Below are 19,792 nucleotides of genomic sequence, written 5' to 3' on the forward strand. Positions count from 1 at the left end.
GTGCGAGGGGGTTAGGCTGATTGGGCCGTTGCCCGGTAAAGCCAGAAATTGAAGCTTTTGGGCAGATAAAACACAAAAGAACCCTTTGTATACCCGAAGACATGTCATGTCGCCGGTATACAAAGGGTTCTTACATCATTCAGGGTACAGAGATGATCCCGTTTCCCTGATCTATTGAGATTGTTGTAACTTCGCTACTGTGTGTTATCTAGGTCGCTTGCAGATCCTGAACTCCACGATAGATGGTTTCATACAGATCCTCCAACCCGGACTCTTCAATACAGGAGAAGGCGATTCGCAGATCCGATTCACCCAGCGCGATCGTACCCACACCGTATTTGTGCAGCAAATGGCTACGAAGTTCTTCAGCGCCAACTTCTTTTAGCTTCAGACACATGAAGTAACCGGAATTGAACGGATAATAATCCCATGCATCTCCATACTTGCCGCTATCGAGAATGGCCTTCACCTTGTTGGCACGGCCTTTCATAATCTCGAATTTCTCCTGTTTTTGTCCTTCAAACTCCGGTGCTTTCAGCGCATCCAATACAAATGTCTGGGAAGGATGCGGGCCACTGGAGATCGTTGCCCGGATAATGCCGAGTGTCTTCTGTTCCAATGCGTGCAGAACGGCTGCATCTTCATGGGCATACGTAATGAATCCAACACGGAAGCCCCATACGAATTCTTCCTTGGTTGCACCATCCACTTTTACAGTCAATACACGTGGATGAATGTTGGCAAGTTTGCCAAACAGGGATTCGTGAATGGAATCTTCGAAGAACAGTCCGAAGTAAGCATCATCTGTTACGGCAACCACGTTCACGCCGGCTTCAGCTGCCTGAAGAATGGTGTTCACAATCGAATCTGCTTCTTCGGCACCTGGCGTATAACCTGTAGGGTTATTCGGGAAGTTGAGCAGCACGATCGCTTTACCTTTGTCCTTCTGATCAAGGAGGGCCTGAAGCAAGCCTTCACTGTTGAAGTTCAATTGATCATCAAACAGGGGATAATGAACCAACTGGCCATGACGACGAATTCCGAAGGTCAGCTCATAATTTTCCCAGTTTTTATCCGGATATATGACAGCGTCCCCTTCATCGGCGAACAGGTCGGCTACGATACTCAGTCCATGGGTTAATGCATTGGTTACAATCGGGTTACCGAACGTTTTACCTTCAAGCGAAGGCGTTTCCTTCAGCATCTTGTCTCTCCAGACGGTCCGCAGTTCAGGCTTGCCTGCAGGCGGAGCGTAAGGGTACAGATCTTTTGGCTGGAATGCAGAGAGCTTCTCCTGAATAACCGGAAGATGCATCGGCACACCGCCCTCCAGAGCGATACCAATCGTTGCATTATAGGTTTTGGCCAAGCTTGCTGCTTCAGCAGATTGACTCAAGATACCTTCTTTAGGAAAATAAATTTCTTTGCCGAGCTGTGACAGCATGGAGTAGACGTGACTGCTGCCTGCCTGAATACTTTCGTTCAACTGTTCAGCCAGTGGATTCATTCTTTTCATCCTTCCAAGTCTTTGGGATTCAACTGCCTAACATTATAACACCTTGACATCCCCCCCGTCACGGAAATTACGTAACATGACAGTTATATCACTTTACCGCGTTGTTGCAGAGGGCTTTGAGGTGGAAATTAGCTGAATTTATCCCTGGATGAATCCTCTAATGATGAGAACTATTGCTGATGAAATGGACAATATTTCTGCATCATTGCTGCGGTTTCGGCATCTCGCCCCTCATTGCGCTGTTCCAGTTCACCACGGACATGATCCAAGCGATCGATAGACCAATTTTGTCCAAATTTAAACTTGGCGCTGATTCGTTCTGGCACGATTCTCACAACGGCTACAGCTTTAAGGTTCCCTGTGTAGCGTGAGTCAGTAGCATCAATGGGCACATACCCGCCTTGCGGCTGGAGTTTCTCCATAAATCGTTGCAGCACCTTGCCTTTGATCTCCAGTTCCTTAACCGGTTCTGCCTGACCGAAAGCCATGACACTTTTGAAGAAAGAAGTCGCCGGACAAGCAAGCTCGGGATCATTGAAGTAGGATGGAATCAGGGAGAACTCTTCCGCAACCGTAAAACTGACCGACGAATCCTGTTTGATCTGTTTCATCTTCTCGCCAGCCAGACTGCCGTGAAAATAAAAGCAACCGTCCATATATACGAAATTCAGCGGTGTAACCCGTGGTTGTCCCTCCGGACTGACCGTTCCTAGAAACCCGAAGGAGCACTGATTCAGAAACGCGGTAATCTCCTGTTCTTCAGCTACTGTGAATTCTTTCCGTCTCATGTGTATTCCCCCATCATTGAAATATATAATAGAACGCCATATCTTATGGATAACAATAGTTCATACATTGACAATGAAATAGATCCAATTTACATTCACTTTAGTAGGCCAATTGGTTAGGGATCACGAATGAAGAAGAATGAAGAGAGGTGCATAATGGAATTGTGGCTGCCGATGGATACCTATGAACTTCAGCATCGATACAAGTATGAGGCATTGTACCATGCGTTACGTGATGCCATTCATGCAGGCACATTGGTGGGAGGTACGAGACTACCTTCTACCCGTGAACTGGCAAGGCAATATGAGATGTCACGTGGTTCGGTAGCCCAGGTATACGACATGCTGCTTGCGGATGGTTATGTCCATGCACATCGGGGAAGAGGTACATTTGTAACGGAAACATTATCGACACAGGAAAATGAACAACAAGAAGCCGTTCTCAGGCTGTCTCCCTGGGGCGAACGAGTACAGATGTTGAATACACAACATGAAGTTCTGCGGACTCAGATGTCTTCACCGAAGCCGTCCGTTATTAATTTTCAAATGCAGCGCATGCCTGCAGAACATTTCCCGCTTGGGGAGTGGAAGAGTGCACTCGCTGCGGTTCATCGCAGTGGTTGGCGAGAATCTAGTGGTGTAGCTGGTGATCCGGAACTGCGTGAGGCCATCGCCTCCCATCTCAGATGGACACGTGGTATCCAGGCTGAACCATCTCAGATTGTATTGTTCAGTGGTTCAATGCAAGGCATCACCCTGCTATCTCAACTGCTGATTACGGAGAATACAGCAGTTGTATTGGAGAATCCGGGGTATCAAGGCATCGCCCATGCCGTCAAGTCCTGTGGTGGGCATATCATCCCGGCAGATGTGGATGCCGCAGGCATTATTCCTCAGCCTTGGGAGGCACAGACGTTATTTGTCACCCCTACCCGGCAGTTTCCAACAGGGGCCGTGTTGGGATTGGACAGAAGACGTACCTTGCTTGACTGGGCATCGAAGCGGAATGCAGTCATTATTGAAGATGATTATGACAGTGAATTCCGATGGGGCGGAAGACCGATTGAACCCCTCAAAGTGCTTGATCGTGAACAGCGTGTCATCTACGTCGGTTCATTCTCGCAAACGATGGTTGCTTCGTTCCGACTGGGCTACGCTGTCCTTCCACCTGGTCTGGTGGAACCTATGCTTTCGGCCAAAGCCTTGTATGAACCGGTGCCTCCGGCACTGCTGGAGCAACGCGCATTGGCAAAGTTTATGACCCGAGGAGGTTACCTGCGGCACTTACGGAGGTTAACCCGTTTATACGGGGAACGGCATGATTTTTTTGTCCGAGAGATGCAGCTACAGTTGCCGGAGGCATTCACAATGCAGCTTGGTGATGCTGGATTGCATATCTACGCTACCTGGAATGGCGATATGGATAGTTACCAGCGGTTTAAAAAGCTCGCTCAGGAGGATGGCATATTGTTCCGGGATGCAGAGCGATACCGGTTGACTTCAGGACATCCGGCGGTCTGTTTTGCTTTTGCACATCTGGAGAAAGAAGAGATGGCGGAGGGAATTCGGCGAATGCGGTTAGCCTGGGAGAAGTGCACATTTTCGTTTCGGTGAATTCCGCTGTATAATGGGATAAGTCGTTTCGCTCCTGTAGGAGCAGATATCATATATAAGCAAGTTGGTTTGAGTGATTCAACATACCGAAATACATATGGCCTGGACTGAAGAAGTGAGATTCAGATGAGCAAGATGCCATATGCAGAGAGATTAACTATCAAGGGGGAGTGGCGACATGCTGCAGGCATCGCCGTCATCATTTGTTATTTTGCCCGCTGTCGCCAAAATTGTCTGTGAACCGGGCTGGAAGTGGCAGAAGCGCGAAAAACCGATGCAAAACTATGATTTATTTTATGTATGGAGTGGTGAAGGGACGCTTGTACTGAATGACCAATCGTATGAAGTTGGCAAGGGTAGTTGTTTTCTGTTCAGGCCAGGCGATCATCCTACTGCAACACATAATAAGCAGAAACCATTGGTTCTGACGTATATTCATTTTGATGTGGACGTGCCTGTTGCTGATGTTCCTCAGTCTTATCGTGAAGTACAGGAGACCGTGGAATTTGAGCATTTGCTGGCACGTTATGTAAGACTGTTCTTATCGGATGTGTATGGACGTGATGAAGAGAGTCGATTGATTCTGAAACAGCTGATGATTCATTTGCTGCGCGCTGATACGGAAGAGCCGGTGGAGAAAAAGGTAAGCAACCAGCTGTCCGATGTGATCCAGGAGGTCGCCAATTATGTGCGTCAGCATCCGGGGATTACGCATCGGGTAGAAGATCTGGCTGCCCGGGCAGGCTTATCGCCCCGATATTTCTCGATCAAGTTCAAGGAACTGGTGGGATCATCGGTGCAATCTTATATTATCCGCATGCGTATTGAACGGGCAGAACATCTGCTGGTGCATACCGGCATGAATGTGACCGAAGTGGCTGATGCTCTGGGATACCGTGATATTTTCTTCTTCAGTCGTCAATTCAAACAGTATACAGGCAAAAGCCCGTCCGAGATTCGTTAGCATTCTGGTTGGAAGAACATGACAACGTTTCAAGTCTGGGAAGCAAGGGTAATGATCTAGCATTCCAGATGACCAAAGGGGGGAACTTGTAATGAACGGAAAACGTCGGGTCCGCAACCGGGGATGCTCAACGAAGGGATGCAATATTTTCCGGAACCGTCTGCGCCGATTCAAACCGGCAGAGGACTTGCAAGATGTATGGTTTTGAGGAGAACTCAGCAGACTAATAACGACGGAGCGAAGCTTCGTATTGCATGTATACATGGATGAAAATGAATGCATAAAGAGGATGGCGCAATACCTGGTTACAGGTGCTGCGCCATCCTCTTTATTGGTGTATGGACCCCTTATTGCTTCGGTTTCAAACGACCAAGCAATGCACCCATTTTGACGGAATCGCCTGGCTGTAAGCCTGGTTTCGGTTCAAATGTGCCACTCTGCGTCAGCAGAACGACAGTGGAACCGAATTCAAAATAGGCCAGATCATCCCCTTGTGCCCAGGTACTTGTGTCCGTGTTCGCATATTGTATGCTACTTACGTTCATTGCGCCCACTTTGACAACCGCCACTTCACCGTAATCGTGTGCGATATACGTAATGAGCCGTTCGTTTCGACTAAGCACGGATCTCATATGGGTCAGGCCAAAATCATTCACGGGATAAACTTTGCCCTTGATGTGTTCGCTCTCGATCTTGCGGCCGCTGACAGGTGCATGAATGCGGTGATAGTCGCGAGGGCTAAGATAGAGGACGAACCCGTACCCGTGCTTGTACTTCTCCAGATGGGGAGAATGGTTTAATAATTCAGCAAGTGTATAATTTTGTCCCTTAACATTCAGGAGTGTCCCTGCAGATATCGGACCGGCTGCCGTAATCTTGGCATCTACCGGGCTGATCAGTGCATGCTCTGAAAGTTCCAACGGGCGCATGCCCGGTTTTAATTTGCGGGTAAAGAAATCGTTCAGTGAACGGTATTCCTTCCAGTCTTTCTCGGCCTCCTGAACAGGGATGTCGTAGGTCCGGACAAAATAAGGGATAAATGCCTTACTTCCCCGGCTTTTGGAGAAGGCTCCCACAGTCCGGGAGATCCATTTGCGCGAAGAAAGCTCGGTCATTAATCGCAACAGCGTTTTTGCCATGAATATCCCCCTTAGGGTTAATGCGAACTTCAAGGCCGGCAAGACCGGCCGTTCTGCATAATATTGACACAGAATGCACACGAAATCAATATAATCCCCTATCGTATGTCTGCGGTTGTCTCGGAATCCTCGAATTCTGTTCCAGTAGAAGACGGCCATAGGCCATCGGTTTGCTGTACGTTCTCTTCCAGTGTTCCGACATTCCGGCCTTACGAAAACCGTAGCGCTGATCTCGTCCATTGCATTCAATGAAATAAATCTGACCGCTGCGGGTTACACCAAGATCAAGACCCAGGTCAGCCAGATGTGGCAAACTGGAAGCCAGCGTCTGGGCAATTCGGAGTGCAACGAATCCGATTCTGTGTTCCAGTCGAGCCAGATCGAAGTCGGATTCTGCTGCTCCAAGCGCCTCCGCGAGTGTCATGACTCTACCGCCCTGCGCGATGTTGGTAACAAACGTGTGGGCAGGAGCTGCTTTGGCAAACATGCCTGTAATTCCCCAGAGACCATCGCTACCCCGCTGTACGGATACCCTCAGATCCACTGGCCTGCCCTCATAACGAACCAACTTAATACGCTCTTCGATGAGGTAGGCATGGCGAAAGATCCGCCTAAGGGTGGAGGAAGGAAGCTGTCCTTTGCTCAATCGGAAGGTCGCCCATCCTTTGCGCGCAGCCTTCGTCTCGCAGGTTAGTTTCCACTGTCCATCTCGCTGAAAGACTCGCATAATGCCATGCCCGATACTACCGCTGCACGGTTTGATAACGAGGTCATCATAATGTTCCATCATATAGGCCAGAGACTCTGGCGTAGCTTTAACTGCACGGGGCAGATGTTCTCTCAAGGCGAGATCCTGATGAAGCATGTCATGAATGTGATCTTTGCGGTACCGGTTGCGAACGTTGAATACCTGAATACCCTGCAACATCAGCTTGGTGATCTGGTGCTGTTCCGACCGACGAAGCTGGAGTGATCGGTTATGAATGACGGAGGGCAATGGCATGCGCTCGCGAACATATCTGCCTTCCTTTTTTACATAAGCAAGACATGTTTTCCGATCTGAATCAATATCTCCCAGTCGCAAAAAGCAGGGAGTTAATCCGTAACTGGCTGCTGCCTGTTCATAATTCGCGAGTGATTCCTGACCGGTCCTTCCGGCCGGTATCCCCCGGTACATGCGTGAATCGAACATAATGCCGATCGTTTCTTGGAGCATGACCGTTCCTCCTTCAATGTTATCGCGACATGGATCGTCCAATCATGGAATGCCGGCCTGTCACCGCATGGTTGGACATCACGATAACGCAGACCGGTGTATAGATGCATCGCCATGCACCAGCGTGAGCTCAGACACAATATCCTATGACATGACTGGGACGGGGGCGTGGACAGCCGCCTTTCCTCTGCTGCTCTGACACGCCTATTTCCACATAGATCATCGAACGTTCCTGACTTAACGCCTGTACATCCGTGCTCTGGAATCTGCAAAAGTCATAAATGAAGTGGCAGATGCCCATATGGAAGCATATGATGCCGGAGACGAACGTTAGAGGAAGGAGCAAGCTGCATGAGTAAAAATGGCAAAAAGAAGGTTCCGACGCCGAAACTGCGGCATGTGAGCCCGAAATTCAAGGAATTGGATCTGACTGATCGACGGTCAGACACAATGAACTCAGGTTTCACTCTGAATAGGGAAGAACGCTTGAATACAAATAAACGGGATTCAAGGGCCATTCAGGCATCAGAAGAATTCCTATCCGAATCAACGGAACTACCTGCTACAACGAACGAGCTGGAAGAGCTAGAGATTGTAACCAAAATCAGCAAGCCTGAACTCGTTGAGTCTGATAGCAAGGCAGTTGAGACGCAAGATAGCCTGGAAAAGCAGATTCAGGTCAGCAGCGTGGCCTCGCTTGCTCTGGAAGAAGAGCAGAGCACCAATAAGCAGGAGACAACAGGCAAGGACCGGTTGGAGGTCCTGAACCAGAACCAGATGCCGGGTCATACCGGACACTATATCTATTCAGATGATCTGAGTGATTTTGCGGTAACGGAGAGCAAATTGGCTCCGTTCTCTGTGGATGACTCCAAGCTAAAACCAGGTGCGGTCGGCAGTGAAGCGTTGCAGGATTATGCAGTGACCAGCATTCACATTGCAGATGGGGCGATTGTTTCTGCCAAACTGGCAGAAGCGTCTGTATCCGATGAGCACCTCATTGACGGCTCCGTGTCCGGTCATAAATTACGCAACGCTTCTATTGCTGGTGAGAAAATCAGAGATGGCAGCATTACCTCGCAGAAGCTGGGCAACCAGGTAATCGATTCATCCAAAATTGCCGACGGTTCCATCGGCACAAGGCATCTCAGCCGCATGCTGGTCACGGAAGATTTAATTCAGAATCATGCCGTAACCGGAGACAAGATCGCGATTAGCGGTGTGGATACGCGGCATCTCACGGGAGGGGCTGTGCACACGTCCAAATTGGCCGACGATGCGGTGACTACATCCAAAATTCGTGAAGGTGCTGTCTCAGGCAGCAAAATCGAAGAACAATCCATCGAGTCTCACCATATTCAGGCAGGTGCTGTTAAACAGACACATCTGGCAGAAGGGGCCGTCGGTCGTTCACAACTATCTAATGGCAGTATTGGAAGTGACCAAATTGAGGATGGATCCATACAAACAAGACATTTAGCTGAGGGTTCGCTAACTGGAAGACATCTTCTGGACGGTTCAATCGGCTCAAGCCAGATTCGCGCTCATGCAGTTGGCAAGGAGCAGATCGGCAATGGAGAAGTGGGCAGTGAACATTTGACGGAAGGTGCAGTAACCAGCAGCAAACTGGCAGACCAGTCGGTTGGAACAGCAAAATTGCTGGAACAGTCCATTACGGCCTCCAAGATTTCTGATCAGAGCGTCATTTCATCCAAAATTGCAGATGAAGCTGTGCAGGGGAAACATCTTGCCAAAGGATCCATTCGTGCGGAACATATTGTCAATCGGGGAATTACGCCGGTACATGTAGACAATGCTGCAATTCACTCCATTCACATTGCAAGTGGAAGCATCGATGCAACACATCTGTCAACCGGTAGTGTATCCGGAGAAGCGCTTGCAGATGGCGTAGTATCCGAGCGGCATTTGGCTGAGGCGGCGGTGGGTACGTTTGAGTTACAGGATGCTGCAGTGACAGACGTCAAGCTCGCAGACGGAAGTGTGACAGAAGAAAAACTTGGAACGGCATCGATTAGTAGCAGAGCACTCGCTCCGGGAAGTGTCGCATCCTCGCATCTTGCGGGTGGTGGTGTTACGGGTACGCATCTGGCTCCAGGCAGCGTGGGGTCCGAGGCCCTGAGACCTTATGCCGTGAAATCGGAGCATCTGACAGAACATGCTGTGGGTGTGCCTCATCTTCAGCCGAGCAGTGTTGAAACAGATGCTATTGCACGGGCGGCGGTCACAACAGACAAATTGGCTCCTGGTAGTGTAACTTCAACCCAACTGGCGGGCGGGTCCGTTTTTCCGCCTCATCTGACGGATCATGCGGTTACCTCCCCCAAGCTCTCACCAGAGAGTGTTGCCACGGATAAACTGGCGGATTTTGCTGTCACGTCAGCCAAACTGGCCGACGGCAGCGTGACTTCTTCCAAGATCATGGCTGAAAGCATAAATGCAAAACATATTCCAGCAGGAACCATACGCGGCTATCACCTGAAACAGCATGCCGTATCCCTGGAACATTTGTCGGAGGAAATACGTTCACCGGAATTATTCGCCGATGGCAGTATTACAGGCAACAAACTGCGGCATGGGTCGGTCACTGCGGACCATTTGACAGCAGACTCCGTATCAGGGACAGAGTTGCAAAAGGCAGCCATAAGCAGTGAGCACCTTCAGCCATCCGTTGTGCAATCCGAGCATCTGGCTGACGGTAGTGTGAAGTCTGACCATCTGGGTGATCACGTTGTGAACTCACAGCATCTGAAGCCAGACATTATTCATGAGGAGCATATTGCTGAACAGGTCATAAGATCCCATCACCTGGCTCCGGGATCTGTCGAAACAGACCATCTGGCACCTTTATCAATTACAGCGGCCCATCTTCAGCCAGGTTTGATCAGTGGTTTGCATCTTCAGGCAGAGTCGACGAGTGCTGTTCACCTGCAGCAAGGAGCGGTACATTCCCGTCATATTCAAGATGGTGAAATTCTTCCTCATCATATCCATGAACGCAGCATCGGAACGACTCATCTGGAAGAAGAAGCGGTAAGTACGATTATATTGCAGGATGAATCTGTAACACGCTCCAAACTGGCCGGTGGTAGTGTTGATGGTAGCAAATTAGCTATAGGGACAGTATCGGCTACCCACATTGCAGACGAAAGTGTGCAAACCCGCCATATCCAAGAAGGAGCAATTCTTGCTGAGCATATTCAAGAGTACAGCATTGGCTCAATCCATCTGGATGAGAAGTCAGTAAGTGCGGTTCATCTACAAAATGGATCTGTAACGAGTGACAAACTGGCAGATGGCAGTATAAGCGGCAGTAAATTGCTCGAAGGTACGGTATCAGGGAGCCATATTGCATCCGCAAGTGTGCACTCCGGGCATATTCAGGAAGGGTCCATCCATGCTGACCATATTCAGGAGCGGAGCATCGGCACATTCCATTTGGAAGAGGACGCGGTAAGTGCAATTCATCTGCAAAATGGGTCCGTAACAAGTGCCAAATTGGCTGATGGCAGCGTAAATGGAAGTAAGCTGCTCGAAGATGCGGTATCGGGAATTCATATTGCATCCGAAAGTGTGCAGTCCCGCCATATTCAAGAAGGCGCGATCCATGCTGACCATATTCAGGAGCGGAGCATCGGCACACCTCATCTGGAAGAGGAAGCAGTAAGTGCAATTCATCTGCAAAATGGGTCTGTAACGAGTGCCAAATTGGCTGACGACAGCGTGAATGGAAGCAAGTTGCTTGAAGGTGCGGTATCGGATATCCACATTGCAGAGGATAGTGTGCAATCCCGTCATATTCAGGAGGGAGCCATCCTTGCTAATCATATTCAAGAGCGCAGCATTGGTACTGCACATCTGGAAGAAGAGTCGGTAAGTGCTATCCATTTGCAAAATGGGTCTGTAACGAGTACCAAACTGGCTGACGGCAGCATAAATGGCAGCAAGTTGCTCGAAGGTACGGTATCCGGGATTCATATCGCCGCGGAAAGTGTGCAATCCGGGCATATTCAGGCCAATGCCATCCATGCTGATCATATTCAGGAGCGGAGTATTGGCACAGTCCATCTGGAAGAGGAATCGGTAAGTGCAGTCCATCTGCAAAATGGATCCGTAACGAGTGCCAAACTGGCCGATGGCAGCATTAACAGCAGCAAGCTGCTCGAAGATACCATATCGGGAATTCATCTTGCACCGGAAAGTGTGCAAAGCCGGCATATCCAGGAAGGCGCGATCCTTGCTGACCATATTCAGGAGAACAGCATTGGCACATCTCATCTGGAAGAGGAAGCAATAAGTGAGGTTCACCTGCAAAATGGATCTGTAACGAGTGCCAAATTGGCCGACGGCAGCATAAACGGCAGCAAATTGCTTGAAAATGCGGTGTCAGATCTTCATATCGCAAATGGAAGTGTGCAATCCCGCCATATCCAAGAGAGAGCCATACATGCTGACCATATTCAAGAGCGAAGCATTGGGATCTCCCACCTCAAAGCGGAATCGGTAAGTGCGATTCACCTGCACAATGGTTCCATAACAAGTGCCAAAATGGCTGACGGCAGTGTAAATGGTAATAAATTGCTTGAAGGTGCGGTATCGGCTATCCACATAGCAGACAAAAGTGTGCAAACTCGTCATATTCAGGATGGAACCATTCTTGCTGATCATATTCAAGAACGCAGTATTCGCACAACTCATCTGGAAGAGGAGTCAGTAAGCGGGGTTCATCTGCAAAATGGGTCTGTCACCAGTGCCAAATTGGCCGATGGCAGCGTGAACGGCAGCAAACTGAGTGAGCAGAGTATTACCTCTAACCATTTGAATGCGGGGATTGTAGGTCCAGCGCATTTGAGCGAAGAGATATGGAATGCGATTCGTCAGTTCAGTGGAGAAACGCTGGAACAACTGGCAGCTATCAAAAGACAAGAGGGGTTGCTTCAACCAGAAAATGAAGGTGTACAGCAGTCACAGCAGGTAATCGTCGAGGCATTACCGAGTGCTGGTCTGGAGCAACAACAAGAGTTGATATCCCAAACAGATCAGCCTGGCGAACCATCGGCAGCTTTGTTCACAACAGAGCAGGCAGAGCAGGAAGATCAGGAAGATCAGGATCAGCAAGCACAGCTTGAACTGTCACAGGAGATCGGTGGAACTACGGAGTTTATGTTAAGTGAACAATCGATCACACAAGAGCATCTGTGTGATGATTCCGTTGGCAGCAGTCAGCTGAAATTGGGTGCAGTTCAGACCAAACATCTGGCCTTCCAACCTGTTCGTAGTGTAAGCAAGCAACCTGTGGTACAACAATTCGGGATGGAAGCTTTTGTACTGCCAGAGAGTGAAGAATGCACAGAGGTAACCGTTGTTTTTGAAGAATCATTTGCTTCAGAACATTATGTGATTGTGGCCATGAGCAATGATCGGGGATTTCAGGTATCCCTTCTCTCGCAGAGTGAGGATGAAGCGGTGCTTGAAGTGTCACGTACAGCAGATTGCAAGCATACGTACGGATTGTTGTCATGGATTGCCGCGGGACCTTCGGAAAGATAATGAAGAATTATATAAAATAGACAGAAAGACAAAAGCGGTGCCCAGAGTTGTCCGGGACACCGCTTTTGGTTGAATTAAGCTTGATCCGTTCGGACGGTGAGGGGGGCTGAACGTTTCGTTACATTTTAAAATGAGTTGATTATAAGTTCATCTACTTATAGTAAGAATTACAAGATTAAAGTAAGATTACAGGCCTACAGCTTGATATGCTTTGGTAATGGCAGTAGCTTCAGCGGAATTTGCTCCATAAAGATCTTTGGCTGCTTGAATGGTTGCTGTCTTGGCAGCGGCAAATTTGGAAGTTGGTGTCAGGTAATTCACCAGTGTACTGTAGAAAATCTGTACAGCTTTATCTCGTCCAATACCCGTTACAGTCACACCGTTATGCGTCCCGCCTTGAGCTGCAAGGTAGTAAGCTTTATTGATGATACCGCTGTTGATATGAACGCCACCGTTGTCCTGTGTACCTGTGTAACGATCGCTGTATTTGTCAGGTTGACCATACAACGTAGGGTTGGAGAGGGAACGCAGCGCATCACCTGGAATGTTAGGTGTGTAGATATCATCCCCGAGCAACCAGTTTTTGCTCTGGATGGTATTGCCCATAATATCGGCAAAGGCTTCGTTGAGTGCACCAGGTTCATTGCGATATTCCAGATTGGCTGTGTACTCAATAACACCGTGCGTCAATTCGTGACCCACAACATCGAGGTCACCAGACAGGGATCGGAACGTTGTTCCGTCTCCATCACCAAAGACAATCTGTACCCCGTTCCAGAAGGCGTTATTGTAATTGGAGCCGTAGTGCACGGTAGATCTGATCAGCAATCCGTTACCATTAATCCCATTACGGTTGAATTTGTTTTTGTAGAAATCATACGTGGCAGCAGCATAAGCGTGAGCATCTACACCCGCGCGATCGGTCCATACATTATCTGAATCCGTAAGCAAGGAACCTGGTAGCGAGGAGCTATTATTCGCCGTGTACGTTTGGATGCCATTGCCGCGAGTGGTATCTTTCAGTTGGAAGGTGCTGCCGGATTGGGTGGTCGTCAGAGTTTTGGTATCCCCAAGCACCCCTGTGCCTGTTCCGGTAGCGAAGTTAATGAGGTCAAACTGGGATACGATACTGCCATCCACTGCATTTACGAAATACTTGGTCCGCAGAGGGGCAGGTTCAAGCACGTTAACTTCCGTAATATAAACCAGATAAGTCTGGCCATCTTCTTCATGATGATAGATGTTCAATTCAGCTTGAGGTGTTATTTCCGCTGCACCAAGCTCTCCAATGCGAGAGGTTGCTTCTTCGGTTGCAATTCGGATTGCGTCTTCTCCGCTGATCTCGGCTACACCATCATTCGGAATGGCCTGTTCTTCAATCGGTGGAAGATCACCAAGCGCGGAACTTACGGCCCCGGTTTTGTCCAGGTGGATCGTCTGTTCAGCACCATAGACCGGGATACCTTTAATATACTGTTTCAGGCGAAAGTGTCTTACGCCAGATGTATCTGTGTTTCTTTTGACAATTTTGAGCTGGGATCTCACATCGGAATTCAGGAATTGTTCCTGTTGTCCAAGGTAATTGAAGATGGTGTCATCTGTTCCGCTGGTCAATGGGATACCCTCCTCAGAGGCATAAGGGGCCTGAAGTGGAATGGATTGATCAGACAATGGAGCTGCAGTAGCAGAAGATACGGAAGCGAGCAAAAGAGCTCCTCCAAGAATTGTTGGCATAACTTTGGCAAATTTCATCGTAAACTCTCCCATTCTTATACTTATTTTTTTGGAAAAATATCATGCCAATCTCGGTGGGATTCCGTCTGCAACTTGGGCAGCGCGGAGCGTGGGGCTGAACCTGAAGCGTGGAATAGACAAGAAACGATGGGAACAAAATCGGTTTGGCCTTGACCAGGGAAGTGTTAAACACAACCCAAAGGAGTACCGTTTATTCAGTTCTGCCCGGAGGCTTAATCGTCCATTGTGTTCCTCTTTCAGAAGCCGGGGGTTGTCCAATTGCGCAGGTAGAAGTGTGTTTACGAAAAACTGGGTTGTTCATTCCGGGTTTACGTAAGTGACAATGACGGTGTGTTCTGAACAGCATCACCCCTCTCAAGATTAGAATGCATTCACCTAAACATGCTCTGCGAGTACCATCATCGATAACTAACCTAAGGTCAATAAATAACAAAAAGAAGAGGATTGGGGAACCTGTGTTCCTCACAAGGTTATTTTTGTAAATAAATGGCTTGGAACGTATATTAGCACAGTGTAAAACTTTGGAAAAGGTGCAAATTTGGTTTTTTTCTAAAATTGTGTCTGAAGTAGGGGAGAGGTAGCGTTTTTCATATATTTTGACGTATTTTGTCTGAAAGGAAGGCTTGTACCCGCGTATTCACAGAGAGAACCTGCTTGGTGCAAGGACATACGCCGTTTCCACTGCTCCACGAATACATAGAATAACGTGTACTCCCTTGGCATGCCGATGATTGAATGCGGGAGGTGAAAGTGTTGCGCAAAACCCGTACCACAGCACGTTATGCAATCCAATCGAAAATGACACGCAGAAAAGCAGTGTTGAAGAAAAGAAGATGGAAGTCTGCACACAAAAAGGGTACAAAGGTCTATACGTTCCTTATTCCATCCATACAGCAGATCCCAGAGGAAAAGGATGGGGCCAAGAATGGAACCGGAAATGGGGCTGAACATGGCATGGGATATCCTTCTCCACATGGGGAAGATGCTCAGCGGCCGATGCTCTCGGTCATTATCCCTGCCATGAATGAGGAGAAAACGATTGGTGCCGTTGTTCGGGAAGCGCTGCGTATATGTCGTGATGCTGAAGTACTTGTTATTGTGAATGGTTCAACAGATGGCACGGCTAACGCAGCCCAACGGGCAGGAGCACGCGTGCTCACTTATGCTGAAGCACTGGGACATGATGGAGGGCGAAAAGTAGGCGCAGCCGCGGCCCGCGGTCAGGTATTGCTGTTCACCGATGCAGATATCGCTATTCCTGCCGAGCACCTTGCACCTTATGTGCAGGCTGTGCTGCAGGGGACAGATGTAGCGCTTAACGACTACCATGGTCCGATCAATCGCAGTCCCGTTCATCCAGTAGTGGAGGCCAAACATATGCTAAACAGCATACTTGCACGATCCGATCTAAGGGGAGCCTCGATGACAGCTATCCCGCATGCATTAAGCCGCCATGGACTTGAGGTCATTGGGATATCCTCGCTGGAAGTTCCGCCACTCGCTCAAGCGAAGGCAGTGATTGGCGGACTCCGGGTGCGCGCTGTTCATCACGTACCTGTGGGCAGAATGAATGCAATTCGCAGTAAGAAACGAACCGGACCTGATCCGCTAAGTCAAGTGGTACTCAATGATCATCTGGCAGCGATCAAGTGGATTACGGATACGCTTGGTCCCCGCGGAGGCTATTCCGATCTGCATCGTGTTCGCAGCCTGGCGAGGTAAGCATGCTGCATCGGATGATGCAGCATGCTGGAGGTGAGGAAATGAAGGGGCGTTCAGGGATTGTCCACCGCAGGCGGACAACGAATAGACGAAAGACAGCAGGAAGAACACGTATCCACAAGCGTCATATGAACAAGAAGCAATCCGTCATCTCCAAAACGAGAAGAAGCCGATCGAAAGCTGACCTGGTAGATCTGCGCTTGATGTGGAAAGCTGGGCAACGTGCAGGAAGCCAGGCGAAGGCTGACAATACAGCGTCAGAAGAACACGCCTGTCTCGCGTGGAATACACATGCGGCGAACGTTGCGGAGCTAAACAACTTTGAGGCAGCTATGGATGCAGGCAAGGCATTTATGCAGGGATATGCCCATAACTCAGGACATTCATTTCAGATCGTACCGCTGCCCCTTCGTCATTCGGCTGCTGCCGTTGTCTGTGCCTGCAATGAGGAACGTACGTTGGGGCAGGTGTTGTCGCAACTAAAGCGTTTGCCTCTGACAGACATCATTGTTGTACTGAATGGAACGACCGATGACAGTTTGAAGCAGGTGCTGAGGCAGCCGGGGATTACGCTCGTATATGAACCGGATCGGGCAGGACATGATGTGGGCCGGGCACTTGGAGCAAAGATGACGGATGCGGAGGCGGTTCTCTTTGTGGATGGGGATATGGTCGTATCGGCGGAACAGCTTGCACCATTTCTGTTCGCAGTGGATCGGGGACAGGATGTGGCGTTGAATAATCTGACGTCCTTGCTTCCTCCGTTTGCCGGGCAGGATGAGGTGAGCCGGATCAAGGCATATCTGAACCGAACATTAGGCAGGGCAGATCTCGGTTCCAATTCCATGACAGCCGTGCCCCACGCATTGTCTCGTCGTATGATCCAGACCGTGAAGCCTGCATCACTGGCCGTTCCACCCAAGGCGCAAAGTCTCGCCATTCAGCATGGGATGAGCGTATCGGCACCAAGTCAAGTGGACGTTATTCGTTCCAATCGGTTGCGTCCCGGTAACACGGGGAGTGGGAATGATGTCGCCAGATTGATCCTCGGAGATCATCTGGAGGCGCTGGCTACCTGGCTGGACACGGGTTGGAATACAGCTCAGGCACGTACGCCCTCCCGTGTAGAAGTAGCTTACAGGAGGAACGCCAGATGAGACTGACGAGCATAATTATTCCAACATACAACGGACTGGATCTGATCAGGCCCTGCATTGATGCCATAAGACAATACTCGGGTGAGCCTGCGTCATACGAAATTATCGTTGTGGATAATGGTTCGACGGATGGAACGGCTGAATATTGCGCGTTGGAGCGAATTCGGTTTGTCAGATTCCCGGATAATCGGGGATTTCCGGCAGCGTGTAACGCTGGAATTCGTGCAGCCTGCGGGGATGAGCTGTTACTTTTAAACAATGATGTTACGGTCACGCCCCGTTGGCTGGAGAACCTGCGAACCGCTCTGTACAGTGATGCGAGTATTGGGATTACGGGTCCTGTCACCAATTATGCCAGCGGCGTCCAGCAGATTGAACTGGCGTTTCGGAACATGGAACATTTCCAGGAGCTGGCCGCTTCCAACAATGTAGCGGATGCTTCAAGGTGGAGGGAAGTGCGCCGGATTGTCGGTCTGTGTATGCTGATAAAACGGAGTGTAGTGGAATCGGTCGGACTGCTTGACGAGGCGTACTCACCGGGACACTATGAGGATGATGATTATTGTTATAGAGCAAGATTACAGGGATATCGCTTGTTGGTATGCGGGGATGTTCTCGTGCATCATCAGGGAAGTGCAAGCTTTCAGAAGACAGATAAGTTGGCGTGGAAACAGCTGCTTGAGCGTAATCGTTCGATTTTTATGAGCAAATGGCATGTCGATCCGCTTGAATATATGGACACATCCGATGAAGGAGGGAACGTGGAATGAAAGGTGTAATTCTTGCCGGCGGAACAGGAACTAGACTGTATCCTCTGACCCGGCTCATTAACAAACATCTGCTTCCAGTCGGTAAACATCCGATGATTATGTATGGTATCGACAGGCTCCGCCAGGCAGGCATTGATGAACTATTGATTGTAATCAACAAACATTCCGCCGGGCTGTACACAGAGTATCTTGGTGGCGGAGCGGATCATGGGGTCAAGCTGACGTATCGCATTCAGGAAAAGGCGGGCGGGATTGCGGAAGCATTGGATCTGGCGACCACTTTTATCCTTCCGGGAGAAAAATTCGTTGTGCTCCTGGGGGATAATCTTTTCAGCGACGATCTGAGGCCTTATGTGGACCGTTACATGCAGCAACCTGCCGGTACAGCAAGGGTTCTGCTCAAAGAGGTGGATGATGCGCGTCGTTATGGGGTGCCGGTCTTTGATCCACAGCATCCGGAGCGAATCTCGTACATTGAGGAGAAGCCAAGCCAGCCGAAAACCTCTTATTGTGTTACGGGCATATATATGTATGACGATCATGTATTTAACCTCATTCGCAACATCGCGCCGTCAGCGCGCGGAGAGCTTGAAATTACGGATGTGAACAATCACTACGCATCTGCTGGTGGACTGGAATACGATATTTTGCAGAAATACTGGAGTGATGCGGGTACATTTGATTCGCTCCAGGAAGCAGCTGTCCGCATGAAAGGACAATTGCCCTAACACCAATGCGCCTGATGCTGCCGCTGTGCGGTGCCCCATGGGAGCAGAACACCCTGCGCCGGAGCTGAAAGGATGCTCCGGCGCTTTGCGCAGCGACAATCCACGTGCATGCCAAAGGAGGGAATGGCGTGAGAGTAGCGACACGCACCGGGTCCACTGGGCCTATGGTGATAGGTAAACCCCGGGGCACGCACCCGTCCGTGTTCACGGGCAGTGGTACAGCAGCGGGAGCAGGGGCAGGGGACGCTGGAGTCAGAGGTGTTAAGTCTGGAAAACGCAGTACCCAGACAAAAGCGGATACGTCTGCAGGCGCAGCGCACAAGGTCCGTGCAGGCAAAGCGGGCAACACAGGCAGGGCAGGTAATACGGGCAAATCTGGCAGTGTAAGCACGGGAAATACGGGCAAACCCAGACGTACCAGCAGGGCGAGCACCGCTGGCAAAGGCAAAGCCGGTCTGCGCCAGGCCACTGCTGGGCGCAGGCATGCACCAGCGCGGGGCGGGCGTGCCGCTGCCCGCGCCAAGCAGCGCACGGCGATGCGCCGAGCGCCTATGCCAGCACCGCAAGCCAGCACGCCACAGGCGATGCCTGCCAGCGGTGCTGGCCCCGCCCCGCGCCAGGCGACACTCCCGAAGGGTGTCGCCCCTGCGGGGCGGGAAGGCGCTGCCGCCGCGCATGCGGGCAGCGCAAAGGGCTTGCCTGCTGCGCATGCGGAGCACGCAGCGCAGGCGCAGGCCGTGCCTGGCGGCTACGCCGAGGGCTACCGCGACGGCGTATTCGCCGGCGGGGAGGCGCTGGTGGCGCAGCACATCCCGCCGGATCACATTCTGCCTGCCGTGGCGGCGGCAGATCTGA

At 50.1% G+C, this 19,792-nt stretch carries 12 protein-coding genes; 7 read left to right on the forward strand and 5 right to left on the reverse strand.

The features are described 5' to 3' along the window. Window positions 1-208 precede the first annotated feature (208 nt). Together WFI24_RS24380 and WFI24_RS24385 are read right to left on the reverse strand one after the other, a co-directional pair. Entirely contained in the window at window positions 209-1,507 is a 1,299-nt protein-coding gene (locus WFI24_RS24380) for an aminotransferase class I/II-fold pyridoxal phosphate-dependent enzyme (protein WP_336764663.1), read from the reverse strand. A gap of 179 nt (window positions 1,508-1,686) precedes the next feature. After that, window positions 1,687-2,304: a pyridoxamine 5'-phosphate oxidase family protein gene (locus WFI24_RS24385; protein ID WP_336764664.1), complete on the reverse strand. Its 618-nt coding sequence runs from the start codon at window positions 2,302-2,304 to the stop codon at window positions 1,687-1,689. A 156-nt stretch (window positions 2,305-2,460) separates the two neighbouring features. On the opposite strand from WFI24_RS24385, the gene pdxR reads away from it, so the two are divergent. Both pdxR and WFI24_RS24395 read left to right on the forward strand, forming a co-directional pair. Then, window positions 2,461-3,918: a MocR-like pyridoxine biosynthesis transcription factor PdxR gene (pdxR, locus tag WFI24_RS24390; RefSeq protein WP_336764665.1), complete on the forward strand. Its 1,458-nt coding sequence runs from the start codon at window positions 2,461-2,463 to the stop codon at window positions 3,916-3,918. Window positions 3,919-4,096: 178 nt separating this feature from the next. Further along, a complete protein-coding gene (locus tag WFI24_RS24395) occupies window positions 4,097-4,882 on the forward strand; it encodes an AraC family transcriptional regulator (RefSeq protein WP_036605807.1) in 786 nt (261 codons plus the stop codon). 347 nt (window positions 4,883-5,229) lie between these two features. Here WFI24_RS24395 and asd read toward each other — a convergent pair whose 3' ends face one another. Both asd and WFI24_RS24405 read right to left on the reverse strand, forming a co-directional pair. After that, window positions 5,230-6,021, reverse strand: a complete 792-nt coding sequence (gene asd / locus WFI24_RS24400) for an archaetidylserine decarboxylase (protein ID WP_336764666.1) — start codon at window positions 6,019-6,021, stop codon at window positions 5,230-5,232. Window positions 6,022-6,106: 85 nt separating this feature from the next. Beyond that, entirely contained in the window at window positions 6,107-7,237 is a 1,131-nt protein-coding gene (locus tag WFI24_RS24405) for a YheC/YheD family endospore coat-associated protein (protein WP_336764667.1), read from the reverse strand. A 351-nt stretch (window positions 7,238-7,588) separates the two neighbouring features. Here WFI24_RS24405 and WFI24_RS24410 point away from each other — a divergent pair, with 351 nt between their 5' ends. After that, window positions 7,589-12,805, forward strand: coding sequence for a WIAG-tail domain (locus WFI24_RS24410; protein ID WP_336764668.1), 5,217 nt, complete (start codon window positions 7,589-7,591; stop codon window positions 12,803-12,805). A 186-nt stretch (window positions 12,806-12,991) separates the two neighbouring features. Here the strand turns inward: WFI24_RS24410 and WFI24_RS24415 are convergent, their stop codons facing one another. Further along, complete coding sequence (locus WFI24_RS24415; protein ID WP_336764669.1) at window positions 12,992-14,557, reverse strand: M4 family metallopeptidase; 1,566 nt, start codon at window positions 14,555-14,557, stop codon at window positions 12,992-12,994. A 756-nt stretch (window positions 14,558-15,313) separates the two neighbouring features. Here WFI24_RS24415 and WFI24_RS24420 point away from each other — a divergent pair. From WFI24_RS24420 to WFI24_RS24435, 4 genes are read left to right on the forward strand one after another with little or no spacing between them, the layout of a single operon-like run. Next, window positions 15,314-16,282 (forward strand): glycosyltransferase family 2 protein, encoded by a 969-nt coding sequence (locus WFI24_RS24420; protein WP_442956259.1) that lies wholly within the window; start codon window positions 15,314-15,316, stop codon window positions 16,280-16,282. 41 nt (window positions 16,283-16,323) lie between these two features. Continuing rightward, window positions 16,324-17,439, forward strand: coding sequence for a glycosyltransferase family A protein (locus tag WFI24_RS24425; RefSeq protein WP_336764671.1), 1,116 nt, complete (start codon window positions 16,324-16,326; stop codon window positions 17,437-17,439). Beyond that, on the forward strand, window positions 17,436-18,209 hold the full coding sequence (locus WFI24_RS24430; RefSeq protein ID WP_145325161.1) for a glycosyltransferase family 2 protein: 774 nt from the start codon (window positions 17,436-17,438) through the stop codon (window positions 18,207-18,209). Before WFI24_RS24425 ends, WFI24_RS24430 begins: the two co-directional genes overlap by 4 nt. Beyond that, window positions 18,206-18,937: a sugar phosphate nucleotidyltransferase gene (locus WFI24_RS24435; protein ID WP_336764672.1), complete on the forward strand. Its 732-nt coding sequence runs from the start codon at window positions 18,206-18,208 to the stop codon at window positions 18,935-18,937. Before WFI24_RS24430 ends, WFI24_RS24435 begins: the two co-directional genes overlap by 4 nt. The last annotated feature ends 855 nt before the right edge of the window (window positions 18,938-19,792 follow it).

Source organism: Paenibacillus sp. USHLN196, from assembly GCF_037144955.1.
Lineage (GTDB): Bacteria > Bacillota > Bacilli > Paenibacillales > Paenibacillaceae > Paenibacillus > Paenibacillus xylanexedens_C.